Origin of the sequence: Oricola sp. (genome assembly GCF_022763245.1) — a bacterium.
Lineage (GTDB): Bacteria > Pseudomonadota > Alphaproteobacteria > Rhizobiales > Rhizobiaceae > Oricola.
Window position 1 is genome coordinate 608663 of the sequence record NZ_JALEGV010000041.1, and the last position, 25025, is coordinate 633687.

General features: G+C 63.7%; 26 protein-coding genes. 11 read left to right on the forward strand and 15 right to left on the reverse strand.

Annotation, left to right across the window (positions count from 1 at the left end):
* Positions 1-14: 14 nt before the first annotated feature.
* Positions 15-530 (reverse strand): 3-hydroxyacyl-[acyl-carrier-protein] dehydratase FabA, encoded by a 516-nt coding sequence (gene fabA, locus MRY80_RS23550; RefSeq protein WP_293293728.1) that lies wholly within the window; start codon positions 528-530, stop codon positions 15-17.
* Positions 531-703: 173 nt separating this feature from the next.
* Here fabA and irrA point away from each other — a divergent pair, with 173 nt between their 5' ends.
* A complete protein-coding gene (gene irrA / locus MRY80_RS23555) occupies positions 704-1117 on the forward strand; it encodes an iron response transcriptional regulator IrrA (RefSeq protein ID WP_346433417.1) in 414 nt (137 codons plus the stop codon).
* Positions 1118-1126: 9 nt separating this feature from the next.
* On the opposite strand, the gene MRY80_RS23560 is transcribed toward irrA, so the two are convergent.
* Entirely contained in the window at positions 1127-1774 is a 648-nt protein-coding gene (locus MRY80_RS23560; protein WP_346433418.1) for an SH3 domain-containing protein, read from the reverse strand.
* Positions 1775-1896: 122 nt separating this feature from the next.
* Here MRY80_RS23560 and MRY80_RS23565 point away from each other — a divergent pair, with 122 nt between their 5' ends.
* Positions 1897-2898, forward strand: a complete 1002-nt coding sequence (locus tag MRY80_RS23565; protein WP_293293732.1) for a D-glycerate dehydrogenase — start codon at positions 1897-1899, stop codon at positions 2896-2898.
* Positions 2899-2979: 81 nt separating this feature from the next.
* Here MRY80_RS23565 and MRY80_RS23570 read toward each other — a convergent pair whose 3' ends face one another.
* From MRY80_RS23570 to MRY80_RS23625, 12 genes are all read right to left on the reverse strand, one after another.
* On the reverse strand, positions 2980-3774 hold the full coding sequence (locus MRY80_RS23570) for a glutathione S-transferase family protein (RefSeq protein ID WP_293293733.1): 795 nt from the start codon (positions 3772-3774) through the stop codon (positions 2980-2982).
* Between the two features lie 53 nt (positions 3775-3827).
* Positions 3828-4598 (reverse strand): molybdopterin-synthase adenylyltransferase MoeB, encoded by a 771-nt coding sequence (gene moeB / locus MRY80_RS23575; protein ID WP_293293735.1) that lies wholly within the window; start codon positions 4596-4598, stop codon positions 3828-3830.
* The gene (gene recF / locus MRY80_RS23580) at positions 4595-5746 is read right to left on the reverse strand and encodes a DNA replication/repair protein RecF (protein WP_293293737.1); all 1152 of its coding nucleotides are present in this window, start codon (positions 5744-5746) and stop codon (positions 4595-4597) included. Before recF ends, moeB begins: the two co-directional genes overlap by 4 nt.
* 25 nt (positions 5747-5771) lie before the next feature.
* Complete coding sequence (dnaN, locus tag MRY80_RS23585; protein WP_293293739.1) at positions 5772-6890, reverse strand: DNA polymerase III subunit beta; 1119 nt, start codon at positions 6888-6890, stop codon at positions 5772-5774.
* Between the two features lie 232 nt (positions 6891-7122).
* The gene (dnaA, locus tag MRY80_RS23590) at positions 7123-8568 is read right to left on the reverse strand and encodes a chromosomal replication initiator protein DnaA (RefSeq protein WP_293293741.1); all 1446 of its coding nucleotides are present in this window, start codon (positions 8566-8568) and stop codon (positions 7123-7125) included.
* Positions 8569-9506: 938 nt separating this feature from the next.
* Positions 9507-9773 carry a 30S ribosomal protein S20 gene (rpsT, locus tag MRY80_RS23595; protein WP_293293742.1) on the reverse strand — a complete coding sequence of 89 codons (267 nt, stop codon included), beginning with the start codon at positions 9771-9773 and terminating at the stop codon, positions 9507-9509.
* 123 nt (positions 9774-9896) lie between these two features.
* On the reverse strand, positions 9897-10670 hold the full coding sequence (locus MRY80_RS23600; protein ID WP_293293744.1) for an enoyl-CoA hydratase: 774 nt from the start codon (positions 10668-10670) through the stop codon (positions 9897-9899).
* A gap of 34 nt (positions 10671-10704) precedes the next feature.
* Positions 10705-11598, reverse strand: coding sequence for a bifunctional DNA-formamidopyrimidine glycosylase/DNA-(apurinic or apyrimidinic site) lyase (mutM, locus tag MRY80_RS23605; RefSeq protein ID WP_293293746.1), 894 nt, complete (start codon positions 11596-11598; stop codon positions 10705-10707).
* Entirely contained in the window at positions 11591-12832 is a 1242-nt protein-coding gene (locus MRY80_RS23610; protein WP_293293748.1) for a phosphopentomutase, read from the reverse strand. The genes mutM and MRY80_RS23610 overlap by 8 nt, the downstream gene beginning before the upstream one ends.
* A gap of 105 nt (positions 12833-12937) precedes the next feature.
* A complete protein-coding gene (locus MRY80_RS23615; protein WP_293293750.1) occupies positions 12938-13543 on the reverse strand; it encodes a TadE/TadG family type IV pilus assembly protein in 606 nt (201 codons plus the stop codon).
* An 8-nt stretch (positions 13544-13551) separates the two neighbouring features.
* Positions 13552-14106 (reverse strand): TadE/TadG family type IV pilus assembly protein, encoded by a 555-nt coding sequence (locus MRY80_RS23620; protein ID WP_293293752.1) that lies wholly within the window; start codon positions 14104-14106, stop codon positions 13552-13554.
* Between the two features lie 117 nt (positions 14107-14223).
* Positions 14224-14700: a pilus assembly protein N-terminal domain-containing protein gene (locus tag MRY80_RS23625; RefSeq protein ID WP_293293754.1), complete on the reverse strand. Its 477-nt coding sequence runs from the start codon at positions 14698-14700 to the stop codon at positions 14224-14226.
* A 273-nt stretch (positions 14701-14973) separates the two neighbouring features.
* Between MRY80_RS23625 and MRY80_RS23630 the strand changes: the two genes are divergently transcribed.
* The 9 genes from MRY80_RS23630 (at position 14974) to MRY80_RS23670 (ending at position 23878) form a co-directional block, all read left to right on the forward strand.
* A complete protein-coding gene (locus MRY80_RS23630; protein WP_223476710.1) occupies positions 14974-15138 on the forward strand; it encodes a Flp family type IVb pilin in 165 nt (54 codons plus the stop codon).
* A 188-nt stretch (positions 15139-15326) separates the two neighbouring features.
* Positions 15327-15842 carry a prepilin peptidase gene (locus MRY80_RS23635; RefSeq protein ID WP_293293756.1) on the forward strand — a complete coding sequence of 172 codons (516 nt, stop codon included), beginning with the start codon at positions 15327-15329 and terminating at the stop codon, positions 15840-15842.
* 142 nt (positions 15843-15984) lie between these two features.
* The gene (gene cpaB / locus MRY80_RS23640) at positions 15985-16782 is read left to right on the forward strand and encodes a Flp pilus assembly protein CpaB (protein WP_293293758.1); all 798 of its coding nucleotides are present in this window, start codon (positions 15985-15987) and stop codon (positions 16780-16782) included.
* A gap of 77 nt (positions 16783-16859) precedes the next feature.
* Positions 16860-18323, forward strand: coding sequence for a type II and III secretion system protein family protein (locus tag MRY80_RS23645; RefSeq protein ID WP_293294219.1), 1464 nt, complete (start codon positions 16860-16862; stop codon positions 18321-18323).
* 11 nt (positions 18324-18334) lie between these two features.
* The gene (locus MRY80_RS23650) at positions 18335-19009 is read left to right on the forward strand and encodes a CpaD family pilus assembly lipoprotein (protein ID WP_293293760.1); all 675 of its coding nucleotides are present in this window, start codon (positions 18335-18337) and stop codon (positions 19007-19009) included.
* Between the two features lie 15 nt (positions 19010-19024).
* Positions 19025-20302, forward strand: coding sequence for a CpaE family protein (locus MRY80_RS23655; RefSeq protein ID WP_293293761.1), 1278 nt, complete (start codon positions 19025-19027; stop codon positions 20300-20302).
* Positions 20303-20332: 30 nt separating this feature from the next.
* A complete protein-coding gene (locus MRY80_RS23660) occupies positions 20333-21856 on the forward strand; it encodes a CpaF family protein (protein WP_293293763.1) in 1524 nt (507 codons plus the stop codon).
* A complete protein-coding gene (locus tag MRY80_RS23665; RefSeq protein WP_293293765.1) occupies positions 21853-22872 on the forward strand; it encodes a type II secretion system F family protein in 1020 nt (339 codons plus the stop codon). The genes MRY80_RS23660 and MRY80_RS23665 overlap by 4 nt, the downstream gene beginning before the upstream one ends.
* Before the next feature lie 7 nt (positions 22873-22879).
* Entirely contained in the window at positions 22880-23878 is a 999-nt protein-coding gene (locus MRY80_RS23670; protein ID WP_293293767.1) for a type II secretion system F family protein, read from the forward strand.
* A 205-nt stretch (positions 23879-24083) separates the two neighbouring features.
* Here the strand turns inward: MRY80_RS23670 and MRY80_RS23675 are convergent, their stop codons facing one another.
* Complete coding sequence (locus MRY80_RS23675) at positions 24084-24860, reverse strand: tetratricopeptide repeat protein (RefSeq protein ID WP_293294221.1); 777 nt, start codon at positions 24858-24860, stop codon at positions 24084-24086.
* Positions 24861-25025: the final 165 nt, after the last annotated feature.

The window sequence follows — 25025 nt, forward strand, 5'->3', positions numbered from 1 at the left end:
CGCTGTTTGATGTGTCAGGCGGTTTTTTCTTGGAAAAGGCCCACGCGCAAGTCTTTTGCGTGGAAAACCGTCTCGCCATCGGCCTTGACGAGGCCATCGGCGATGCCGAGCACCAGGCGTCCGCGCATCACGCGCTTGAAGTCGATCTCGTACTGAACGAGCTTGGTCTCGGGCGTCACCATCCCGGTGAACTTCACTTCGCCGGTCGAGATCGCGCGGCCCTTGCCCGGCTCGCCAAGCCAGCCGAGATAGAAGCCGGTCAGCTGCCACAGCGCGTCAAGGCCGAGGCACCCCGGCATCACCGGATCGCCGATGAAATGGCACGGGAAGAACCACAGGTTCGGATTGATGTCGAACTCGGCGCGGATGAACCCCTTTTCATGCGCGCCGCCGCTTTCGCTGATCTCGGCGATCCGGTCGACCATGAGCATCGGCGGTGCCGGAAGCTGCGCGTTGCCCGGTCCGAACATTTCGCCGCGTGCGCATGTCAGCAGGTCTTCTTTGGTGTAGCTTGATTTTTGCTCGGCCATTGGCTGACAGAGTCCTTCTTCTTGTCGTGTCGGTCCGTCGGCGCTCTCATGCCATGCGTGCGGACCTATTGATCGTGTCTGCCATAGCGAATATATGAGGAAAGTTGCAAGGGACAGACATTTGCGTCTTTTTGCACCGGGATGAAGTTCGAATTCGGATACGGCGAGCGGAATTGAGTCAGCCAGGGGCGGATATCAAGCGGAGACTGCAGGATGCGGGCTTGCGCCCGACGCGTCAGCGCGTCGCTTTGGCGGAGCTTCTGTTCGCCAAGGGAGACCGCCATCTGCCCGCCGAGGAGCTGCATGGCGAGGCACTCGCGTCCGGCGTGAGCGTATCGCTTGCGACCGTGTACAACACGCTCCATCAGTTCACCGAAGCGGGAATGCTGCGCATCCTGTCGGTTGAAGGCTCGCGCACCTATTTCGACACCAACACCTCCGATCACCACCACTTCTATGTCGAAGATGAGGGCGAGGTCTTGGACGTTCCGGTCTCGGACCTCACGGTAAAGAACCTGCCCGAGCCGCCCGAGGGCATGGAGATCGCCAATATCGACGTCGTGATCCGGCTGCGCCGCAAGCGCTGAGCAGGCGCTCTACTTGATCACCTCGTCTGGATAGGCACCCCAGAGTTCGGCCTGATTGACGTAGCCGCGCAGCGTACGCTCCTTGTGTTTCACTTCAAGCTCGCACCACGCGCCATCGCATGAATCGATCTTTCCGACCACGCCAGGCTCCAGATAGGCAACGACGCCGGCAAGCGCTGCAGGGGTGTCGTAGAGTGTGACGGTTTCTTCTGGCGCGGATGTCTGGCGCCATGGCGATGCGATGGCGGTGCGTTCGCCCGAGAGAAGCGATCCGTGAATCCAGCCGGTCGTGCCGTCCGCATCGCGCACACGGCGCCAGTTGTCGTATTCCTGGATGATCTCCATCGGAATGCCGCTCTTCAGGTAGCGATAGGCGACCTTGTAGTCCGATCCGGGACCGATCCGCATGTTCACCTTCGTTGCCTTGAGGCTAACGAATCGGGGCAGGGGCAGGCCGCTCGCGCCCCGATTGATGGCGCCGGTTTGCTGGGCCGCCGCCGGCGGGGCGCCGGCAAGAAGCGAAAGCATGACGGCGGTGAAAACGAACGGACCGGTACGACGCGGGAACATTGTGTATCTGGACCTCTTGCGCATTCGGCGCGGCGGCGGGACATCGGGCGGGGCGAGTCGGCGGCCGCGCGCAAAACTCTTTGTCATGGCCCGGTCGCCTTGCTAGACAACGGCAACGGACCGAACCTGCATTCTGGTCCATCTTGGTTAACGAGCGCTCAACGCCGCATGGCGGCACATAACAACCGGGCGCGTTTCTGGGAGTGGGAATGCCGCTGAGCAGAAAACCGCTGGTCGTCATCACCCGCAAACTGCCCGATGCGGTGGAGAGCCGCATGGGTGAACTCTTCGATGTCAGGTTGAATGCGACGGACCGCGCGATGTCGCGTGAGGAACTGGTCGATGCGATGGGCATGGCCGAGGTTCTGGTGCCGACCGTGACCGACCGCATCGACGCCGAACTCATCAGCAAGGCTGGTCCGCAATTGAGGCTGATTGCCAATTTCGGCAACGGCGTCGATAACATCGACGTCAAGGAGGCGCATGCCCACGGCATCACGGTGACCAACACGCCGAACGTGCTGAACGAGGACACCGCCGACATGACGATGGCGCTGATCCTCGCTGTCCCGCGCCGCCTCACCGAAGGGGCCGCGGTGCTGACCTCCGAGAAGGACTGGCAGGGCTGGTCGCCGACCTGGATGCTCGGAAGGCGCATATCCGGCAAGAAGCTCGGAATCATCGGCCTGGGCCGCATCGGCATGGCGGTGGCGCGGCGTGCCCGCGCATTCGGCCTGTCGATCAACTACCACAACCGGCATCGCGCGTCCGCCGCGATCGAGGAGGATCTCGGCGCGACATGGTGGGAAAGCCTCGACCAGATGCTGGCTCACATGGACATCGTCTCGGTCAACTGCCCGTCGACGCCGGCAACGTTCCATCTCCTGTCGGCGCGCCGGCTCGAGTTGCTGCGGCCCTCCGCCTATATCGTCAACACGTCGCGCGGCGATGTGATCGACGAGGAAATGCTGATCCGGCTGATCGAAGAGGACCGCATCGCCGGCGCCGGTCTCGACGTTTTCGAAAACGAGCCGGACGTCGATCCGCGCCTGCGCGACCTTGCCCGGAAGGGCAAGGTAGTCCTGTCGCCGCATATGAGTTCGGCGACGCTGGAAGGCCGCATCGAGATGGGCGAGAAGGTGATCATCAATATCCGCATGATGGCCGATGGCGATCGCCCGCCGGACCGCGTCCTGCCGTCAATGGTCTGATCCGGGTACTGCCGTGATGAGTGCTGTCTCACGCGGGAGATGAAGGGCGGGCGGGCTCGCAAGCCAGCCACCTTTTTCGCTTCAGACCAGCCCGAGTTCAGCGTCCGAGGCGTGTGTCTCGTACTTGTCGCGGGGCGGCCAGGGCCGGTTGCGCCAGTCTGGCTCGAAGTTGAAGCTTGAGACAGACCTGCCCTCGGCCAGAGCTCCGTTACCGGATCCGAGCGCGTAATCGTAGTAGTTCTTGACGATCTCCTCGAAGGAAACCTGTTGGGCTGCCTCGTGTTCCAGGCAGGCTGCCTTCCACTCGCGCACCCGGTCATAGTCCTCGCCTGCCGGCAAGTCGAATTCCTCGTAATAGTCGAGAAACCAGAACCGCATGAACATCGGCGTGAAGACGGCTTCGGCGACCCCGAACCGATCGAACAGATACGTGCCGTCGGGATTGTGTTCCACGAGGAAGCCGTTGATGTCGCGATAGAGCGCCAGCAGCCGCTCGTTGAACTCGTCGCGCCGTTGGCGGTCCTGGTTCATGACGAACAGGTAGCCTGCCGCGGTGAACGGTCCTTCCTTGGCGATCAGCATGTTTTCGATCGCGTGTTCGAACGGGTCTGCGCGCCTCACCGGATCGCCGAATACCTCGTCGAAAAAGCGCAGGATGACCAGGCTTTCCTTCAGAATGCGGCCATCCGGCAGTTCCAGAACGGGCAGGGCGGTCGTGCCGCGCGTCTTGGCGAGCAGCGCCGGGTCGCGCGGTTTGGTAATATCGACGACGCTGAAATCGACAGCGCCGGATTGTCCCTTCAGCGCGAGGAGTATTTCCAGCCGCTGCGAGAAGGGGCAAACCGGAATGTGGTGAATGGTGGGACGTTGAGACATGATATCTCCTTCATACCAGGTGAGTGCGGACAACACCGCGGGCCGTTCGGGCGTCAGGGGTTCGATTGACGCCGACGGTATGTCATTGTCTGGAACCGCACCGAAAGCGCATCGTAGAGCAGGATCTTTCCGACCAGCGGTTCGCCCGTTCCCGTGATCAGTTTCAACACTTCCACCGCCTGCAGCGTTCCGATCACCCCGGCCACGGCGCCGAGAATGCCGGCTTCCGCGCATGTCGGCACCGTGCCCTCCGGCGGGACTTCGGGAAACAAGTCGCGATAGCGCGGGCAGGGCTTGCCGTTCGTGCCGGTGGCAAACGGCGTCAGCACGGTGAGGCTGCCGTCGAAGCGGCCGAGCGCGCCGGCGACCAGCGGGATCTCGAGCGCCTCGGCCGTGTCGGCGACCAGATATCGGGTTTCGAAATTGTCGGTTCCATCGACGATCACGTCATGGCCTGAAAGAATGCTGGCAGCGTTCTCGGCCGTCAGGCGCTGGCGATACTCGATCACCTCGACCATCGGATTGACGCCGGCAAGCCTATGCGCCGCGCTCTCGGTCTTCGGTCGGCCGATATCCTCGGTCGCATGCAGGATTTGGCGCTGCAGGTTGGACAGGCTGACCGCGTCGTCATCGACCACGCCCAGCGTGCCGACACCAGCCGCGGCGAGATAGAGAAGGACCGGACTGCCGAGCCCGCCCGCCCCGACGACCAGCACCTTGGCTGCCTTCAACGCCTGTTGGCCCGCCCCGCCGATTTCCGCCAGGATGATGTGTCGCGCATAGCGCTCGATCTCGTCCGTATTCAAGGTCTTGTCCTGGCTCATGCTCGTCCCGCCTCGATGGAAAGGGCGCCGTTCTCGACCCGAAAATGCTGGGCGCGTGCGCCGAGCGCATCGAAGAGTGCGCGGTCGGTACCGGTCATGAAGGCCTGGCCGCCGACAGCGTCGATCCGGTCGAACAGGGCGGCGCGGCGGGCCGGGTCGAGATGCGCCGCGATCTCATCGAGTAGCATGATCGGAGCGATACCGGAAACGGTGCGCGTGAGCGCGGCATGCGCCAGGACGAGGCCGACCAGCAGCGCCTTTTGTTCGCCGGTCGAACACCTTGCGGCGTCCATGTCCTTTTCGCGGTGGCGGATCGCGAACTCGGCGCGATGCGGTCCGGTGAGTGTCCGTCCGGCGGCGCGGTCGCGATATCGTCCGTCGCGATGCGCGGCGATCAACTGCTCCTCGATCGCGCCAGCCGCAACGCCCTCACGCGCCGCGGCCTCCATTTCGCCCTCGACGGAGAGCATGGCGGTGGGAAAGGGATTGTCGTCACTTCTGCGTTCTTCGATGATCCCGGCGAGCAATCCGGCGAGTTCCTGCCGCGCGGCGATGATTGCCGAGCCGAGTCCGGCGAGTTGCGCTTCGGTGGCGGAAAGCCAGGCGTCTGTCTGGCCGCCGGGGTGCTCCTCGAGCAGTCGGTTGCGCTGGCGCATCGCCTTCTCGTAGTCGGCTGCCCTGCGGCCATGCGCCGGATCGATCGCCAGCACCATCCGGTCGAGAAACCGCCGCCGGTCGGCGGCCGGCCCGGTGAAGAGCCCGTCCATCGACGGTGTTAGCCAGATGATGCGGCAAAGGTCGAGGAGTTCGTCGGCGCTCTTCGCATTAGTGCCGTTGATGCGCAGGCGACGCTGGCCGGGATCGCCGAGCGCGGTCCCGGTGCCGATGGCGAACTCCTCGTCGTCGCGATGCAGCGTCGCATGCACGGCGAAGCCTCCATTCGAGCCTTCTTTCGCCACGTCGGCCAGTTGTGCCCGGCGCAGGCCGCGGCCGGGCGACAGAAAGGAGACGGCTTCCATGAGATTGGTCTTGCCGGCGCCGTTCGGGCCGGTCAGCACGACATGACGCGGATCGAATTCCGCCGAAAGATGCGCGTAATTGCGGAACGCCGTCAGCTTGAGCTGCGAGATGTAGCTTTCCGCCGTCATGGAGTTCCGGTCAAGGCGACGTCGCCTAGACGCGCATCGGCATCAGCACGTAGAGCGACTTGTCGTCGGTTGTGTCGATGATCAGCGTCGGCGATCCGGCGTCGGCCAGCGTGAACTTCACGTCGGAGCCGGCGATCTGGTTCGTGATGTCGAGAAGGTAGCGGGCATTAAACCCGATCTCCATCGGATCGGACCCGTAATCGACCGCCAGTTCCTCGGATGCGGAGCCTGAATCGGGGTTGTTGACGGTCAGCGTCATCTGCCCGTCGGTCAACGCGATCTTGACCGCGCGGCCGCGTTCGCTGGACACGGTCGAGACACGATCGACCGCGGCGGCGAAGCTCTGCCGATCGACGAGCATGTCTTTGTCGTTGCCGGTCGGGATAACCCGCTGATAGTCGGGGAATGTGCCGTCGATCAGCTTGGAGGTCAGCACGATGCCGCCGATGGTGAAGCGGATCTTCGAATCCGACAATTCCACCGTCACCGCGACGTCCGGATCATCGACGAGCTTTTGCAGTTCGCCGACGGTCTTGCGCGGGATGATGATGCCCGGCATCTGCTCGGCGCCGTTCGGCGCAGGCGTCTCGCATCGCGCCAGCCGATGCCCGTCGGTCGCCACCGCCCGCAGGACGATGTCGTTGTCGGCCTCGGCGGTGTGCATGTAGATGCCGTTGAGATAGTAGCGGGTCTCCTCCGTGGAGATCGCGAATTGCGTGCGGTCGATCAGTTCCTTCAGCACGCCCGAGTCGAGCCGGAAGGTGTGCGTGAATTCGCCGGCCGTCAGTTCCGGGAAGTCCGATTGCGGCAGGCATTGCAGCTTGAAGTTCGAGCGCCCCGCGATGACCGTCATCGAATTGCCTTCGCCGTCGGTGGCGAGCATCACTTCCGTGCCGTCCGGCAACTTGCGCACGATGTCGTAGAGAAGGTGGGCCGCGACGGTCGTCGCGCCAGCCTGTTCGACGACCGCCGGCGCGGCCTCGGTGATTTCGAGATCGAGGTCGGTCGCCTTCATTTCCAGCGCCGCGCCCTCAGCCTTCAACAGCACGTTGGACAGGATCGGGATCGTATTGCGGCGCTCCACCACCCGGTGAACGTGGTTGAGGGATTTCAGCAGGTTGGATCGCTCGATTGTGACACGCATGACTTGCAGTCCGCTTGGATACGTCTTGGACGGACCGGCCGGGAGACGGGCGGCGCGCCTGGAACTCGGGCGAATTCCCCTGGCGCCGGATCCCCGCCGGATCGGACCGCGAATGTGGCGGGTTGCGGCCTGAAAAGCAAGCGTTCAGGGCCGTTTACGTCGGTCAAAGGCGGGGAAAAGAAAAAGCCCCGGTTTCGAAAACCGGGGCTTGCAAGTTTCACGCCGCCAAGGCCTACTCTTCGATCAGGCGCTTGAGCAATTCGAGCTCTTTGGCAAGCTTCGTGTCGTCGGCGATCATCGCTTCGACCTTGCGCACGGCGTGCAGCACGGTGGTGTGATCACGTCCTCCGAAGCGACGGCCGATCTCGGGCAGCGAGCGCGGGGTCATCATCTTCGCAAGATACATCGCTATCTGCCGGGGCTTGACGATCTGGCGTGTGCGCCGGTTCGACAGCATGTCCGTGCGAGACACGTTGTAGTGGCGCGACACGGCTCGCTGGATGTCCTCGATGCGGATCTTGCGGTGGTCCTCGACGCGAACCAGATGGCCCAGAATGTCATCGACACGGTCGATCGACAGGTCCGGCTCGAAGGAGTGCCGGAAGACGAGCTGGTTGAACGCGCCTTCCAGTTCGCGGAAGCTGGACGTCACGCTCTTGGCGACATGGTCCAGCACCTCGTCGCCGATCTCCAGCGTCAGGTCGTCCTTCTTGGCGTTTTCGAGGCGCTGCTTGAGCATCGACAGGCGCATCTCGTAGTCCGGTGCGCCGATCTCCAGCGCGACTCCGCCCTGCAGCCGCGAGCGCACCCGCGCGTCGAGGGATTCCAGTTCGTGCGGCGGCCGGTCGGCGGCCACCACGACCTGCCGCGCGCTGTCGAGCAGCGTGTTGATCAGGTGACAGAACTCGGACTGGATCTTCTTGCCCTGCAGGAACTGCATGTCATCGATGATGAGAAGGTCGATGTCGTGCAGCGTTTCCTTCAGGAGCAGGGCGCTGTTGTCGCGAATGGCGCTGGCGAAGCGCCACATGAAGTATTCGGCGGTCAGATAGACGACGCGCTTCTTCGGTTCGGCGGCAAGAACGGCGTTGGCGATCGCCTGAAGAAGGTGTGTCTTGCCGAGACCGACGGAGGCATAGATGAACAGCGGATTGAACCGCGCCGAATTGGCGCCCTGATCGGCTGCGGCGCGCGCCGCAGCGAGGCTGACACGGTTCGATTTGCCGTCGATGAAGTTGTCGAAGGTGTAGTGGGAGTCGATCGGCGAACCGATCAGCTTGCCGCTCGCATTCTGCTCGGCGAACCCGCTCGACCGGGCCGGCTTGGCACGATCCTGCGCGTAGGCAGCCCGGGCGACGGACTGGACGGCAGATTTCTTGGCGGCGAGCGGTGCGTTGCTCTTGGCGGTTTCGGCGCGAAGCTGCGGCGCCTTCGTGGCGCTGCGAACGACGATCTCCACCTGCAGGATCTCGGGAATCTCCTCGGTCCACAAGGCCAGCAGGTCGTCGAGATAATGGCCGTTGATCCACGAGCGCAGGAATGCGGTCGGCACGGACATCCGCGCAACGCTGCGGCTCACGCTCTCCAGTTTGAGGCGGCCGAACCAGCTGTTGTAGACGTCGTTTCCGATTTTGGTGCGCAGCCGCTGTTTGACGCGTTCGAAAGCAGCGGCGCGCATGGCTGCATCATTATCGCTATTTTCAGGATGTGATTCCGGCACGCCGTTGCTACCGTCGTTCAAATTGTCCCCCTTGACAGCGCCCCGGGCTGAAAATTCCTTCTTGTGTCCCGCCATAAAAGCGGGAATTGCCGCCTCTCTGCCGACTTGGCCGTCCAAGCCCTCGCTATCGTATCTCATCGACTCGCTCTCTGTCGCCTTCTTCATCGAGATAATTCGTCAGGTCGTGGCTGATTTCGCGTGCCCGTCACGAATCCGCCACGTGTCAATTCTTGCTGTCTGCGTGCCGTCCCCCTTTCGGCAAAGACCATCCGATCACCGGTCGCGAAACCGGCGTTCCCCGAGGTCTTTTTCCTCTGTTTGAAATGGCAGGCGAACCGCCTGCCTTGAGACAAAACCCTCCTGTCAACGCGCCCCGATTTTCGAAAAAGAAACCCGGTTTAGCGGCGCGCTCACGTCTGTTTGAGCGTTTTGTTCGATGGCTTGAAGATAGCGAAAATGGCCCCGCGAGCGCAAGCCGGCTTAAGCGATTTTTAACGAATCACGGCGGCGAGAAAGGGGTTGGAATTTTGCCCTGAGGAACATGTGCAAACCTAAACAATTGTGATTCCACAACTTCTGTAGCCGGGTGCGAAGCGTGGTCGCAGGAATCTAATTTTTTAATTGTTTCGGATCGTAAAATTTCGGGGGCGACGAATTTTGCAATTTTCTATATGAGATTTAAGTATTTGAAATTAAACATATTTTTTCTGAGTTTGCGAAATTGGTGACACTTTCCCTCGGTCCTTGACATGTGCGATCGTCGCAGCCCGCGGGCCTAAGGCTTTGCCGCTTAACGCTAAAACCGGTTCTCCACAGACGGGGTGGAGCAGCGCTGCGCGGCCAATAAAAAAAGCCCGGCAGAACCGGGCTTCAAACGCTTTGCCAGCTAATGAAAATTAGCTTGCCATCGCCTTCACACGCGAGGCCAGGCGGGAGATCTTCCGCGATGCCGTGTTCTTGTGCAGGACGCCCTTGGAAGCGGCGCGCATGATCTCCGGCTGAGCTGCCACCAGTGCGTCGGAGGCGGCCTTGGCGTCCCCCGATGCGATGGCTTCTTCTACCTTGCGCATGAAGGTGCGGATGCGCGAGCGACGGGCAGTGTTCACGGCAGTGCGGCGTGCGATCTTGCGCGTCGCCTTCTTGGCCGAGACGGTATTGGCCATGGGTTCCTCTTTCTTGTGCTCAGGTCCCCTCGGCGCTGGCGCCGGTCACGGGGCATGTAAAATCAGAAAGGCGACCGTCTGGTCGCCAAGGTGGGCGGTCTATACGCCCAATCGCCCGCCTCGTCAACGGTTCTTGAAGGTCGGCGAGCGCTTCTCGGCGAAGGCGGCCATGCCCTCCTTCTGGTCTTCGAGCGCGAACATCGAATAGAAGATGCGGCGCTCGAAATGCAGGCCCTCGGCCAGTGAGGTCTCGAAGGCGCGATTGACCGTTTCCTTGGTCATCAGGACCGCAGGCATGGAGAAGCCGGCGATCTTGTCTGCGGCACGCAAGGCTTCCTCCACGACGTCGTGATCAGGCACCACGCGCGCAACAAGGCCGGAGCTTTCCGCTTCCGCGGCGCCCATGTGCCGGCCCGTGAGGCACATCTCCATCGTCTTGGCCTTGCCGATGGCGCGGGCGAGGCGCTGCGTGCCGCCCATGCCGGGCATGACGCCGAGCGTGATCTCCGGTTGCCCGAACTTCGCGTTCTCGCCGGCGATGATGAAGTCGCACATCATCGCCAGTTCGCAGCCACCGCCCAGGGCATAGCCGGAAACGGCGGCCACGATCGGCTTGCGCGTCGCGGCGAAGCGGTCCCAGCCGGCGATGAAGTCCTTCATGTAGACGTCGACATAGTCGTAGGCCTGCATCTCCTTGATGTCGACGCCGGCGGCGAACGCCTTTGCCGATCCGGTGATCACCATCGCGCCGATCTTGGCGTCGCCATCCATCCTGGTGACCGCGTCGAGCAGTTCTTCCAAGAGCTTCGCATTCAATGCGTTGAGCGCATTCGGCCTGTTCAGGGTGATCAGGCCGACCGCGCCGCGCTTCTCGGTCAGGATGGTCTCGTAAGCCATTGTGTCGCTCGCTTCGCCGTCAGTTCGGTGGACGCTATTTCTGGCACGCGGGACAATGGAAAGTCGAGCGTCCGGATTGCACGATGCGACGGATCACGCCGTCGCAGCCGTCGTGGCGGCAGGCCTCGCCCTCGCGGTCGTAGACGGCGAAGGAATGCTGGAAATAGCCCAGCGATCCGTCAGCCTGCACATAGTCCTTCAGCGAGGAACCGCCTGCGGCGATCGCGTCGGCGATGACGTCGCGGATCGCCTCGGCCAGACGTTCGCACCGTTGCGTCGGCGCCCCGTCCTTGCGCACCAGCGTGCCCGCTGCCCGTTTAGGCGACAGGCGCGCGCGCCAGAGCGCCTCGCAGACATAGATGTTGCCGAGGCCGGCAATGTTGCGCTGGTCGAGCAGCGCGGCCTTGAGCGGCGCCTTGCGGCCGGCCAGCATTCTTGCGAGCGCCGCGCCGTCGAGCGCGTTTCCGGTCGGCTCCAGGCCGAGGCCCTTCAGATGCGCGTGCTCGCCCATCTGCGCGCGATCCGTGAGGAACATGAAGCCGAAGCGCCGCGGGTCGTTGTAGATGATCCGGTGCGTGTCGCCGGCGCTGCCGAGGCAATGGAGGACGACGTGATCATGCGCTGCCAGCTTGCCGCGCGCGTGGTGGAAGGCGCCAGGCGTCGCCTCCGCGTCCCCGGCCTCGATGCGAAACGATCCTGACATGCCGAGATGGCAGACCAATACGGTCGCGTCGTCCAGCTCCACGGTCAGATATTTGGCGCGGCGGCCCAGCGCGACAATCTGCCGCCCCTCGAGCGCTGCGCGTAGATTGGCCGGCAAGGGGAAGCGCAGGTCCGGCCGGCGCAGTTCCACGCGTGAAATCCGGGCGCCCTCCATCGTCGGCTGCAGACCGCGCCGAACGGTTTCCACCTCGGGCAGTTCAGGCATCGGCGGAGATCGAGGCCAGGAAAGACGTGCCGTGAAGGCCCGGGCTCAGCCCCAGATGCTCGGCGATCGTCTCGCCCATGTCGGCATAGGTGTCGCGCACGCCGACCGAGCCGGGCTTCAGCCCCGGGCCCGCGCCGAGGATCGGGACGCGCTCGCGGGTGTGGTCCGTGCCGCGCCATGTCGGGTCGCAGCCATGATCGGCCGTGATCATCATCAGGTCGCCCGGCTGCAACTTCGCCATCAGCTCCGGCAGGCGTCGGTCGAACGCCTCCAGCGCCGCGGCATAGCCGGGGACGTTGCGGCGGTGGCCGTAGAGCATGTCGAAGTCGACGAAGTTGGTGAACACCAGGTCGCCGTCGCCGGCTTCGTCCATCGCCTCCAGCGTGGCGTCGGCCAGGGCCATGTTGCCGGTGGCCTTGCGCACCGAGGTCACGCCCTGATGGGCGAAAATGTCGCCGATCTTGCCGACGGCGAGGACCTTTCGGCCAGACTGGGTGAGGCGGTCGAGCAGGGTCGGCTCGGGCGGCAGGACGGAATAGTCGCGCCGGTTGCCGGTGCGCTCGAAATTGTTGCGGTCGGATCCGACGAAGGGGCGCGCGATCACCCGGCCGATATTCAGCGCGTCGAGCTCGCCGCGCACCAGTTCGCACAACTCGTAGAGCCGCTGCAGGCCGAAGGCTTCCTCATGCGCCGCGATCTGGAACACCGAGTCGGCCGAGGTGTAGAAGATCGGCATGCCGGTTTTCACATGCTCCTCGCCGAGTTCAGCGATGATCTCCGTGCCCGAGGCATGCTTGTTGCCGAGCGAGCCGGCGAGCCCGGCCTTGCGGTAGATCGTGTCGAGAAGGTCGGGCGGAAAACAGGGGATTTCGTCCGGGAAATAGCCCCAGTCGAAGCGCACCGGCACGCCGGCGATTTCCCAGTGGCCCGACGGCGTGTCCTTGCCGTTGGAGACTTCGTCGGCCGCGCCCCAGAAGCCGGTCACCCGTTCTGCCTTGCAGGCGTCGGCCAGCGGATGCTGCGAGGCCGCCTCGAGAGCATGGAACAGGCCGAGCGAGGCGAGGTTGGGCAGGTCAAGCGGCCCGGATCGCAGGCCGGCCTCGTCGGCTTCGCCGCGGCTGGCGCGTTCCAGGATATGGCCGACCGTGTTCGAGCCGGCGTCGCCGAAACTCTCGGCATCGGAAGCGCCGCCGATGCCGACCGAGTCGAGAACGAAGAGAAATGCCCGTTTCATGAAGATCATCCGCCAGATTGATTGCTGCGGCGTCTTTGCGTCGCGCCGACCTGTCGATCAAGATGGGATATCGTCATCGCCGACACAAGACGGCGTTGCCGGAGGTCAGCAGTTGGAACAGTCGATCGCAGCGCCCAGGCGCGGGCGCAGGAAGTAGCGTTCGCTCATTTCGATCACGCCGACGCCGTTCTTCTTGGTCCCGACCGTGTCGCCGATCAGCCAGTTGACGATCGGGATGTAATCGAGCTCCGCATCGACGCGAATGAGGAAGGTGTCGTCGATGCGCAAATTCACCGGAACCCAGGTATTGGTGTTCTTGTTCAAGCCGGCGTCGTCGAAACTGCCGTCCTTGAGGCGACGCGCCCAGGCGACCTTGCCACCCTGCGGCCAGGACGATTTGACGTTGATCGCGGTGATCGTGATCGTCGGCTGGTCGGAGGTGTAGGGAAACAGGATCGACTCGCCGATTTCCAGAATGCCGTTCAGGTCGTTCTTCGTGACGGTTGTCTGCTGGGTGACGAGGTCGGCCACGGTCGAGGCGACGCGCGAGACCTTCCTGTTGATCGACACGCCGGCCGAAATCTCGATCGTGCCGAGATACATCACCAGCATGATCGGAACGACCAGCGCGAATTCGATCGCCGCCGCGCCGCGTCGATCTTTGCGCCAGCTTTGAAGAAGCCTCCGGATCCGTGTTGGTGCGTGTCTCATGGTCGGTCCTAGAACGGCTCGTTCTGCCAGGTGATGGTCGCGAACAGCAGCGTCTCGCCGCCGGGCAGGTTCGACATGCTCGACGCCATGATGTCGGTCAGGGCCGGCCATTTGTAGAAGATGCGCAGCGACACGATCGATCCGGCGGCGCCAGGATCGTAGCCGAAGCCGGTGGAGTCGATGTCGCCGTCCTGCTTCTTGGGTATTTCAGTCGGAACGGCGGAAAAGCTCGTATAGGATTGCAGGTCCCAGACCAGCCCGCTGCAGGCGCTTCCCGTCAGGATCGAGATCTCGCCGCAGATCTTCGCGTTGAACTGGGATTTGCTGGTGTTCGACAGCTTGAGCTGTCCGGTGCGCACTTCACGGGCGATCGTGTCTGCAGCATTGGTCAGCAATTGCTGCGCGGTGAAGGAGACGGTCGTCTCGATGATCGCGAAGGACAACAGGGCGAAGGGCAGCACGAGCAGGCTGAACTCGATCGCGGTCGCGCCGCGCCGGTCGCGCCGCAAGGCGCGGATCGGCTTGAGCATGCGCTGCCGGACTGTGTGAACTCCAAACGCCATCGTGACCCCGATTAGATCGATGGTCCGCTTATAGGTTCAAATGATTGAGGATTCCTTGTCGCGCCCGAAGGTACGCCCGGAGTGGCTCGCTTGAGGCTTTGGCGCGATGAACTCCGGTCACTCGATCTTGCGAATGGTGTTCGCGTCGCGCACCGCGCGGATGGATTGCACCTCGGCCTCCGTCAGATAGGCCTTCTCGCAATAGGGTTCGCAGGACAGCGTCTCGATATTGGCCTGGCGATAGATGCGCAGCGCCGTGCCGTTCTCGCGCGAGACCGAGATGCGCTCGTCCAGGATCGGATTGCCGCCGGCGTCGAGGATGACGAGATTGGTCTGGCCGAAACCGCGGCCGGTCAGAATGAGTGTCTGGGCGTCGCGCACGGTAGCGTCGGCGATCTCGGGATTGCCGACGATCACCGTGGCCGCCGCCTGCGACAGCTTCACGATCTTCGCCTGATTGAGCACCACCCGGATGCCGGGCTCGGGAACGGTGTTCATCGCCAGGAAGTTCTCTCCGGCGAATGCGGCCGGTGTCGCGATGAGGGCGCTCGCCATGGTGATGGCGGCCAGTCCGGTTCCAATGCCCTTGATCATGCCTGTACTCCTTGCACACATGGGCTGGCACTATCGGTGTGAATGATGAACGAAGATTTAACCATAACTCCCAGGCTTGCGCGCCATTTGCACGCCTGACGGGAAATCTACCCTTTGTTCACCGTGCGGGGCACTTGGCGCGTTTAAGTATTCGCTAACTTTGTTCCTTAAGCGGGTGGCAACAGCGGCTGTGTAGTTTTGCCGTCAACCGATCGATGCCGCAGAGCATGGACGGGGGGTGCTGTGAAAAAAACGAGTTTAAGGAGCTCTAAGATGTTCGCACGTTTCATGAAAGACGAGTCCGGTGCAACCGCTATCGAATACGGCCTGATCGCTGCCCTGATCGCCGTCGCCATCATCACCGGTGCAACCACGCTCGGTTCCAACCTGAACGCCAAGTTCAACGCCATCGGCACCAAGGTCGGCTCGACCGCCTAATGGCTTCGCCACCGACGGTGGCATGAAAGATCGAAAATGGCCCGTCTCCTTGAGGCGGGCCTTTTTCATTGCAGGCGCGGCCTGCGGAGCGTTCGCCCGATTATGGGAATCTTAAGGGCGCGCCGCCTAGGATCGCGGGCGACAATGAGTGTCCCAAAACTGGGCGTCAGACGAGTTGGAGTGGAACGATGGTTGCTGCCGTCATCATGGTCGTTTTTCCCTTTGCGATGATCTTCGCCGCGCTGTCGGATGTCTTCACCATGACGATCGGCAACCGCATCTCCGCAGTGCTGATCGGCGCTTTTATTCTCGTCTCGCCTTTCATCGGACTGTCCCTGACGGAATTCGGCCTGCACTTCGCGGCGTTCGGCCTGGTGCTCACCGTGACCTTCGGCCTCTTCGCCACCGGCACGATGGGCGGTGGCGACGCCAAGCTGCTCGCCTCGACCAGCCTGTGGATGGGATGGAGCGGCGCCCTTGTCGACTACCTGCTCTACGCGACGATTGCCGGCGGCGTCTTCACCCTGTTCCTGGTGTTCTTCCGCAAGTCCACGCTCGCCGTCTATGCCGGCGAGGTGCCCATCCTGCGCCGCATGATCGACGAGAAGGACATCCCCTACGGCGTGGCCCTGGCCATCGGCGGCCTGCTGGCCTTTCCGGACTCGCCGGCCATGCTGTGGGTCTTCGAACGAATGGCCCAGTGACACTGTCACTCGACAGCCCGGCCTAAACTGATTCAAACTTTGTTAAGCATGGAAATTACGGGGTTATTAACCCTAATTACACCTTTGCTGCGGAAACATGGCGCCATGAAATTCGGATTCCGTCCGGAAAGTGGGTGCCAATATGTCGAAGCGTATCATAATCCTCGCCGTCGCAGTGATTGCTGCCGGAGCGGCTGGATTTCTGGCCATGAACATGGTTGCGCCGCCCTCCGCGCCGCAGGTCGTCGAGACCGCTCCCCAGCTTGAACTCGATGAGGTCCTCGTCGCCAACGAGGATCTGAATATCGGCATGGCGATCGACGGTCAGTTGCGCTGGCAGGATTGGCCGGTCAACGCCCTGTCCCCCGATTACATCACGCGCACCACCCGCCCGGACGCGATCGACGAACTGCGCGGATCCGTCGTGCGGTCGACGATCGCCACCGGCGAGCCGATCCGCCCGATCAAGCTGCTCGGCCCCGACCAGAGCTTCATGTCGTCGATTCTGCCCTCCGGCAAGCGCGCCGTCGCAACCCAGATCGCGGCCGACACCTCCGCCGGCGGCTTCATCCTGCCCGACGACTATGTCGATGTGATCATGACGAGCCGTCCGCCGGAGCGGAACGGCAGCTTCGTCACGGAAACCATTCTTGAGAACATTCGCGTCCTGGCGATCGACCAGACGATCCGCGAGGACGAGGAGGGCCGCCTCGTGCAGGTCGGCCAGACAGCCACGCTGGAACTGACGCCGCGCCAGGCCGAGATCATCACGGTCGCCCAGCAGATGGCCGATCGCCTGACGCTCGCTTTGCGTTCGGTGCGCGACGTCGATCCCGAGCAGGGGTCCAAGGGTGCCGAACACCTTCTGAGCGGCGGCGCCAGCGGCGGAGCCGTGACCGTCATCAAATCCGGAAGGCAGAGCGAGGTCCACACGCGATGAACGCCTTTTTCGACCGCAGGGGCGCAGATTTCAAACGGAGCTTTCCGGCCATGACACCGAAGCGCGTTCTCCACGCCATGATCTCCGCCACCGCGCTGATCGCAGCCTTGTGCGTGGCGCCCGCCGCCGCAACGGCGCAATCGGGCAACATCATCAAAGTCGGGCGCAGCACATCGGGCAGCGAGCGCGTGGCGCTCGGGCTCAACAAGTCGATCGTGCTCGACCTGCCGGTCGACGCCCACGACATCCTCGTCGCCAATCCCGAGGTGGCCGACGCCGTCAGCCGCACGGCGCGGCGCATCTACCTGTTCGGCAAGAAGGTGGGCGAGACCAACATCTTCATCTTCGACAAGGCCGGGCAGCAGGTCGTCAGCCTCGATCTGCGCATCGAGCGCGACGTGTCGGGCCTCGACCGCTACCTTGCCCGCTTCATCCCGGATTCCGACATCAAGTCCGAGATCATCAACGACAACATCGTCCTGACCGGCACGGTGCAGACCCCGCAGGACGCCGCCAAGGCCGGCCAGCTCGCCGAACTCTTCGTCAAGGGCGGCGATGCCACGGGAAACAGCTTCAGCTTCTTCTTCTTCGGACGGGGCAGGAGCCAGATCGTCAACCTGCTCGACATCGTCGGCGGTGACCAGGTCACGCTGAAAGTCACGGTCGCCGAGGTGCAGCGCTCGGTCATGAAGCAGCTCGGCGTCAATCTCGTCGGCTCGCGCACGGGCGACCACGGCATCACCTTCGAGGGCATTTCCGAAGGGGTGGCCGGCGCGCTCGGCAAGCCGCTGACGCAGACCGGCGTGGAACTCGGCGCATCGATCGCCGGCATGCAGCTCGACGCCTATTTCCGCGCGATGGAAGAGGCCGGCGTCATGAAGACGCTCGCCACGCCGACGCTGACGGCCGTGTCTGGCGAGAAGGCCGTGTTCCGGGTCGGCGGCGAATACAACATCATCAACGGCTCGTCGGGCGGCGATGACGGCTCGGGCTCGACCTATGACGTCAAGACGGTCGATTACGGCATCGGGCTGGAGTTCACGCCGGTCGTCCTGGCGCCGGGCCGCATCAGCCTGAAGATCCGCACCGCGGTGTCCGAGCCGACCTTCGAGGGCACGGTGCCGTTGTCGATCGGCGCGTCGAACGGGGCGGCCACGAACGTGCTGTCGATCCGCAAGCGCCTGGCCGACACGACCGTGGAACTGCCTTCGGGCGGCGCCATGATGATCGCGGGCCTCATCCGTGACGACGTGCGCCAGGTGGTCAGCGGTTTCCCCGGCCTGTCCAAGGTCCCGGTTCTGGGAACGTTGTTCCGCAGCCGCGACTACATCCGCAACGAATCCGAACTCGTCATCACCGTGACGCCCTATCTGGTGCGCCCTGTCGCGCCGAACAAGCTGGCCGCGCCGACCGACAATCTGATGCCGCCGAGCGACCGGACGGGCAATCTTCTCGGCCGCGTGAACCGGATCTACGGCACGGTCGAAAAAGACCTTCCCGACGGCCGCTACTACGGCGCAGTCGGATTCATCTACAAGTAGGAGCGGTTGCGATGTACAGGAAAGCCCTAGTCAATTCCGCCGGATTGCTGATCCTGGCGACCGCTGCCGCTGGATGCGGTTCGATCGGGCGCGACCCGATCACGGTCGGCAGCGTGCCGGAGGACTACCGCACGCGCCACCCGATCGTGCTGTCGGAGCAGGAACGCACCCTGGATGTGCCGATAGCGTCGGGTGCGCGTGAACTCAACATCCCGGTCAAGAGCAACATCCGCGCCTTTGCCGCGAACTTCGCGGCGTCGGGAACCGGCACTCTGATCGTCATGCAGCCGGTCGGGTCGGCCAACGAGCAGGCCGTGAAGCGGGTGCAGGGCGACATCCTGCAGGCGCTCGCCGACGGCGGCGCACCGCGCAGCCGGATCGCGGTCCAGCACTATGACGCAAGCGCCCACGGATCGGCCGCCGCCGTACGCCTGTCCTATGCCGGCGTCACGGCATCGACCACGCCCTGCGGCAACTGGCCGGACGATCTCACGGAGACGGTCGAGAACCGCAACTACGCCGATTTCGGCTGCTCCAGCCAGCAGAACCTGGCCGCGATCGTCGCCAATCCGGGCGATCTGCTGGGACCGCGGCAGTCGAGCCCGATCGACGCGACACAGCGTGGCACAGTCATCGAGGATTATCAGAGCGGCACGAACGGAGCCGCCTCCGAAGTCCGGTATTAAGCGGGAAAGACCGGTATGTCTGACGTAGCATACAAGGAAGACCTGATGGAGCGTCCGGCCGCGGCCGGCGACATCGCGGCGCTCAACGAGGTGCGGCCGGTGCCGCGCATTTCCATCCAGGCCTTCTGCGAGACCGAGGGCGTTGCCGCGCCGATCAGCCGCATGGGCGAGGATCGGCGCATGGCCAAGGCCCAGACCCGCGTCTTCATGGGCGGCATTCCTGCGGCCGTGGAGTTCTACCAGACGGCGCCGACGCCGAACCTGATCGTCCTGGAAACGACTTTCGCGCCCGAGGAGCTGTTCCGCAACCTCAACGATCTCGCCGAGGTTTGCGACCCCAACACCAAGGTCGTGATCATCGGCCACCACAACGACGTCACGCTCTACCGCGAACTGATCCGCAACGGGATTTCCGAATACATCGTCGCCCCGGTCACCATTGCCGACCTGATGGGCGTCGTCTCGTCGCTCTTCGTCGATCCGGACGCCGAGCCGCTCGGCCGCTCGATCGCCTTTGTCGGCGCCAAGGGCGGCGTCGGCGCGTCGACCATCGCCCACAATGTCTCGTGGGCCATGTCGAACCTGTTCCAGGCCGAAGTGGTCATCGCCGACATGGACCTGCCCTTCGGTACGGCCAACATCAATTTCGACCAGGATCCGGCGCAGGGTATCGCCGAAGCCGTGTTTTCCTCCGACCGCATCGACGAAGTCTATCTCGACCGGCTGCTCGCCAGCTGCGCCGAGCACCTGTCGCTGCTCGCCGCGCCGTCGATGCTCGACAAGGTCTATGATTTCGATTCCGACGCGTTCAGCCAGCTCGTCGACGTCGCCCAGCGCACCGCGCCCTATGTGGTGCTCGACGTTCCCCACGTCTGGAACGGCTGGACCCGCAAGACGCTGGAACAGGCCGACGAGGTCGTCATCGTCGCCTCGCCGGAACTGGCCAATCTGCGCAACGCCAAGAACATGATCGACACGCTGCGCAAACTGCGCCCCAACGATTTCGCGCCGCGCCTCGTGCTCAACCAGGTCAACATGCCGAAGCGGCCCGAGATCGCGGTCTCCGATTTCGCCGATCCGCTCGATCTCGAACCGGTCGCAGTCATCCCCTTCGATGCACAGCTCTTCGGCACCGCGTCCAACAATGGCCGCATGCTCGCCGAGACGGACGCGGCCAGTCCGATCGTCGCGAGCCTGTCGGACATCGCCCACCTGGTGACGGGACGTGGCGTGGTGAAGGAGAAGCCGAAGGGCGGCCTCAAGGGAATGCTTTCGAGACTGAAGAAGAAGTGACGCTTGCGAGCGGTGTAACGGGACAAGTCGATGTTCGGTAAAAAGGGAACGGATAGCTCTTCGGGTGGTGGATCGCATCCCGCGAAGCACGGCGGTGCGACCCCGCCGGCGACGCCGCCTGCAGCGCCGGCGCCCGCGCCCAGGAGCCCTGACATCAAGCGCGCCGAAGCACGGCCGCCCGCGGCCGCGCCGCGTCCCGCCGCGCCGAAGCCCAAGCCCGAGCCGATGGTCGAACGGGAGCCGGAGAAGCCGCGCGCCCGCATGCAGCGCAACGACGCCTATTACGACACCAAGATGCAGGTGTTCTCGGCGCTGATCGAGACGATCGACCTGTCGCAGCTCGCCAAGCTCGACGCCGACAGCGCGCGCGAGGAAATCCGCGACATCGTCAACGACATCATCGCGATCAAGAACTTCGCCATGTCGATCGCCGAGCAGGAGGAACTGCTCGAGGATATCTGCAACGACGTGCTCGGCTATGGCCCGCTGGAGCCGCTTCTGGCGCGCGACGACATCGCCGACATCATGATCAACGGCGCCGAGAACGCCTATATCGAAGTGGACGGCAAGGTGCGCGAGGCCGACATCCGGTTTCGCGACAACCAGCAGCTTCTCAACATCTGCCAGCGCATCGTCAGCCAAGTCGGCCGGCGCGTCGATGAATCGAGCCCGATCTGCGACGCCCGCCTGCCCGACGGGTCACGTGTCAACGTCATCGCGCCGCCGCTGGCCATCGACGGCACCGCACTCACCATTCGTAAGTTCAAGAAGGACAAGCTGACCCTCGACCAGCTCGTCCAGTTCGGCTCGATCTCCGCCGAGGGTTCGGCGCTCCTGCAGATCATCGGGCGCGTGCGCTGCAATGTCGTGATCTCCGGCGGTACCGGCTCGGGCAAGACGACGCTGCTCAACTGCCTGACGCGCTACATCGATCATGACGAGCGCATCATCACCTGCGAGGACTCCGCCGAACTGCAGCTCCAGCAGCCGCATGTCGTGCGCCTGGAGACGCGCCCGCCCAACCTCGAGGGCGAGGGCGAGATCACCATGCGCGACCTCGTCAAGAACTGCCTGCGCATGCGTCCTGAACGCATCATCGTCGGCGAGGTGCGCGGACCGGAGGTCTTCGACCTTCTGCAGGCCATGAACACCGGTCACGACGGCTCCATGGGCACGATCCACTCCAACAGCCCGCGCGAATGCCTCAGCCGTATCGAATCGATGATCGCCATGGGCGGCTTTTCGCTGCCGCAGAAGACCGTGCGCGAGATCATCGTCGGATCGGTTGACGTCATCATCCAGGCCGCGCGCCTGCGCGACGGCTCGCGCCGCATTACCCATGTCACCGAGGTGATCGGCATGGAAGGCGACGTCATCATCACCCAGGACCTGATGCTCTATGACATCGAGGGTGAGGACGCGAACGGCCGGATCATCGGCCGTCACCGCTCCACCGGCGTCGGTCGCCCCGCCATGTGGGATCGCGCCCGCTACTTCAACGAGGATCAGCGTCTTGCCACAACGCTGGATTCGATGGAGGTCGCCGCACCGTGACCGTTCTCGGCCTGCCGCTCGGCGTCCTCGCCTTCATCGCGCTCGCCGGCCTTGGGGTCGGCGGCGTGCTTTACGCGTTGTTCTTCACGTCGATCGAGAACGAGCAGAAGACGGCCAAGCGGTTGTCCTCGATCAAGTCGCAGTCCACCGACAGCGCCACCCGCCGCGCCGTCCATGACCGCGCCGCCGAAGGCGCCAAACGCAAGAAGCAGATCCAGGATTCGCTCAGCGAGATCGACGAGCGCAACAAGGGCCGCACCAAGGACGCGACGAACCCGTCCCTGAAACGGATGCTGCAGCAGGCGGGCCTGAAGGTCGAATTGCGGACCTTCTACATGTACTCGGTCGTCTGCGGCGTGGTCGTGACGCTCTTCGCGCTGGTGATGGGCGTGTCACCCCTGTTTCTCATCGGCGTGTTCTTCGCTGGGGCGTTCGGCCTGCCGCGCTGGGCGGTGTCGTTCCTGCGCAAGCGCCGCATGAAAGCCTTCCTCGAGGAATTTCCGAATGCGATCGACGTCATCGTGCGCGCCATCAAGTCGGGCCTGCCGCTCAATGACGGCCTTCGCCTGATCGCCTCGGAAGCACGCGAGCCGGTCAAGAGCGAGTTTCGCCACATCGTCGAGGCGCAGCAGTTGGGCCTGTCGACGCCTGACGCCTGCGGCCGGATGTACGCCACCATGCCGCTGCCCGAGGCGAACTTCTTCGCCATCGTCATTCAGATCCAGGCCAAGGCCGGCGGCAACCTCGCCGAGGCGCTCGGCAATCTGTCGCGCGTGCTGCGCGACCGCAAGAAGATGAAGGCGAAGGTCAACGCCATGTCGATGGAAGCCAAGGCGTCGGCTGCGATCATCGCCTCGCTGCCTTTCATCGTCACCTTCCTCGTCTATCTGACGAGCCCTGAATACATCATGCTGCTTTTCACGACCAACACCGGCTACCTCATCCTTGGCGCTTCGGGCGTGTGGATGTCGATCGGCGTGTTCGTGATGCGCCAGATGATCAATTTCGAGGTCTAGGAACGCGATGTCGGAAGAGCTCGTCGATCTGCTCACCTCGTCGCAATTCGTCGTTGCGATCCTCGTTTCGGTGACCGTCTTCGCGACGCTGTTCACGATCCTGACGCCGCTTTTCGGCGGCAACGAGCTGAAGGCGCGGATGAAGTCGGTGGCGACCGAGCGCGAGGAGATCCGTGCTCGGGAGCGCGCTCGGCTGGCTGCCGAGAAGCAGCAGAACCGTGGTTCGTTGCGCATGGAAGCCAAGGAGGGCGGCGTCCGGCGCATCGTCGAGCAGCTCGATCTGAAGACGGCGCTCGCCGACCAGGCGACGATCGACAAGCTGCGCCTCGCCGGTTATCGCGGCCAGCAGCCGCTCAACATCTTTCTGTTTGCGCGCCTCGTCCTGCCGCTGGTCTTCTTCCTCGTGGCGCTCGCCTATGTGTTCCTGCTCGGCGCGCTGAAGGAGCAGCCGACGATGATCCGGCTGGTCACCTGCATCGGCGCGGCCTATCTCGGCTTCTACACGCCCAACATCTACGTCTCCAACAAGGCCAACAAGCGCAAGGCGTCGATCAAGAAGGCCTGGCCGGACGCGCTCGACCTGATGCTGATCTGCGTCGAATCCGGCATGTCGATCGAGGCGGCCTTCCGCAAGGTGTCGGAGGAGATCGGCACCCAGTCCATCGCGCTGGCGGAGGAACTGGTGCTCGTCGGCGCGGAACTGTCGTTCCTGCAGGAACGCCGCATGGCCTATGAGAACCTCGCCAACCGCACCAAGCTGGAAAGCGTGAAATCGGTCGCCCAGGCGCTGGTGCAGGCCGAGCGTTACGGCACTCCCGTCGGCCAGGCGCTGCGCGTGCTCGCTGCCGAAAGCCGCGACCAGCGCATGAACGAGGCCGAGAAGAAGGCCGCCGCCCTGCCGCCGAAACTGACCGTGCCGATGATCCTGTTCTTCCTGCCGGTCCTGTTCGGCGTCATCCTCGGACCCGCCGGCATCCAGGTCGCCCAGCGCGGCGGGATTTTCTAGGGTCCCGCCGCCCTCTGGGTCACGAGGATCATCTTCTTTTCATTGCAAGTTGCCGGGCATGGGAGGAACCCGATCGCGGATCAACGTGTCCTGCGCTTCGGGCGTGACTCATGTCAGCCGCAAGACGTCGTTCCGGTGAATTTCCACCGAAACGCGGCATTGTTCGTACTTGGGGAGCGTGTCGAGACGGCCGAGCCGCGGCGCGTCATTGCGCCTTGGATTTGTCTTCCTGCTTGATCAGGTTCCAGGCGTTCTGCTGGGCCAGCATGCGGCGCAGATAGGCGACATTGGCCTCGGCCTGCTGCGGCGACAATTCACGCCGGGCGATCTGCTCCGCCTCGTCGAAGCGGCCCTGCAGGCCCACCACGAGGGCGAGGTTCTGGCGCACGCGGCTGTCGGCGGCTGGCTGCTGCGAAGCCTGGCGCAGATAGGTCTCGGCCTGCTTCAGATCGCCTTCCAGCAGATAGCTCATGCCGAGATTGGACAGGATCGTCGGTTCGTCCGGACGTAGCTGCAGCGCCTTCTTGTAGAGCTGGCGAGCCTGGTCGGAGCGGTTCGTCTGGTCGTAGATCGCACCTTGGGCGGACAGCAGCCGCCAGTCGGGCTGGGTCGGATCTTCCGCGCGTTGCAGGGCGTCCAGCGCAGCGCTGAACTGTCCGGCGCCGGCGAGCGCCTTGCCGTAGGCGGCAAGCACGTCCCTGTCTTTCGGATTGTCGATGGCCGCCTTGCGCATCACCGCAAGCGCCTGTTCGTTGCGCTCGTTCATCCGCAGCATCGAGGCGAAGGCCATCGCGACGCGCTTGTCCTTCGGGTTCTTCTCGTAAAGCTTCGAATAGGAGGCAAGCGCCCGTTCCAGTTCGACCGCGGTCATCTGCTCGACCGGCTTCTGCGTCTGTGCGCCGATGGAGCCCGTGGTGAGAGAGCGGTCCTTGGCGCAGGAGGAGAGGGCGGTGGCCGCCAGAACGACCGCGACGAAGCGCATCGCGGTGCGGCCGGTGCGGCGCTCGCTCGACAGTCTCGCAGGCTTTCCCGTGGCAATCGGCATGATGGCGCGCTCCGTTGCGGCGATCCGGCGTGGGGGATCCAGCCGCGAAGAATGACGATGGTTCTCTTCTCGCAAGAAATATTCTGTTAACCCTAACGGTTG

Coding starts and splice junctions, on each gene's coding strand:
- fabA (WP_293293728.1), bottom strand. CDS start 530: ATGGCCGAGCAAAAATCAAGCTACACCAAAGAAGACCTGCTGACATGC.
- MRY80_RS23560 (WP_346433418.1), bottom strand. CDS start 1,774: ATGACAAAGAGTTTTGCGCGCGGCCGCCGACTCGCCCCGCCCGATGTC.
- MRY80_RS23565 (WP_293293732.1), top strand. CDS start 1,897: ATGCCGCTGAGCAGAAAACCGCTGGTCGTCATCACCCGCAAACTGCCC.
- MRY80_RS23570 (WP_293293733.1), bottom strand. CDS start 3,774: ATGTCTCAACGTCCCACCATTCACCACATTCCGGTTTGCCCCTTCTCG.
- moeB (WP_293293735.1), bottom strand. CDS start 4,598: ATGAGCCAGGACAAGACCTTGAATACGGACGAGATCGAGCGCTATGCG.
- recF (WP_293293737.1), bottom strand. CDS start 5,746: ATGACGGCGGAAAGCTACATCTCGCAGCTCAAGCTGACGGCGTTCCGC.
- dnaN (WP_293293739.1), bottom strand. CDS start 6,890: ATGCGTGTCACAATCGAGCGATCCAACCTGCTGAAATCCCTCAACCAC.
- dnaA (WP_293293741.1), bottom strand. CDS start 8,568: ATGCGCGCCGCTGCTTTCGAACGCGTCAAACAGCGGCTGCGCACCAAA.
- rpsT (WP_293293742.1), bottom strand. CDS start 9,773: ATGGCCAATACCGTCTCGGCCAAGAAGGCGACGCGCAAGATCGCACGC.
- MRY80_RS23600 (WP_293293744.1), bottom strand. CDS start 10,670: ATGGCTTACGAGACCATCCTGACCGAGAAGCGCGGCGCGGTCGGCCTG.
- mutM (WP_293293746.1), bottom strand. CDS start 11,598: ATGCCTGAACTGCCCGAGGTGGAAACCGTTCGGCGCGGTCTGCAGCCG.
- MRY80_RS23610 (WP_293293748.1), bottom strand. CDS start 12,832: ATGAAACGGGCATTTCTCTTCGTTCTCGACTCGGTCGGCATCGGCGGC.
- MRY80_RS23615 (WP_293293750.1), bottom strand. CDS start 13,543: ATGAGACACGCACCAACACGGATCCGGAGGCTTCTTCAAAGCTGGCGC.
- MRY80_RS23620 (WP_293293752.1), bottom strand. CDS start 14,106: ATGGCGTTTGGAGTTCACACAGTCCGGCAGCGCATGCTCAAGCCGATC.
- MRY80_RS23625 (WP_293293754.1), bottom strand. CDS start 14,700: ATGATCAAGGGCATTGGAACCGGACTGGCCGCCATCACCATGGCGAGC.
- MRY80_RS23630 (WP_223476710.1), top strand. CDS start 14,974: ATGTTCGCACGTTTCATGAAAGACGAGTCCGGTGCAACCGCTATCGAA.
- MRY80_RS23635 (WP_293293756.1), top strand. CDS start 15,327: ATGGTTGCTGCCGTCATCATGGTCGTTTTTCCCTTTGCGATGATCTTC.
- cpaB (WP_293293758.1), top strand. CDS start 15,985: ATGTCGAAGCGTATCATAATCCTCGCCGTCGCAGTGATTGCTGCCGGA.
- MRY80_RS23645 (WP_293294219.1), top strand. CDS start 16,860: ATGATCTCCGCCACCGCGCTGATCGCAGCCTTGTGCGTGGCGCCCGCC.
- MRY80_RS23650 (WP_293293760.1), top strand. CDS start 18,335: ATGTACAGGAAAGCCCTAGTCAATTCCGCCGGATTGCTGATCCTGGCG.
- MRY80_RS23655 (WP_293293761.1), top strand. CDS start 19,025: ATGTCTGACGTAGCATACAAGGAAGACCTGATGGAGCGTCCGGCCGCG.
- MRY80_RS23660 (WP_293293763.1), top strand. CDS start 20,333: ATGTTCGGTAAAAAGGGAACGGATAGCTCTTCGGGTGGTGGATCGCAT.
- MRY80_RS23670 (WP_293293767.1), top strand. CDS start 22,880: ATGTCGGAAGAGCTCGTCGATCTGCTCACCTCGTCGCAATTCGTCGTT.
- MRY80_RS23675 (WP_293294221.1), bottom strand. CDS start 24,860: ATGCGCTTCGTCGCGGTCGTTCTGGCGGCCACCGCCCTCTCCTCCTGC.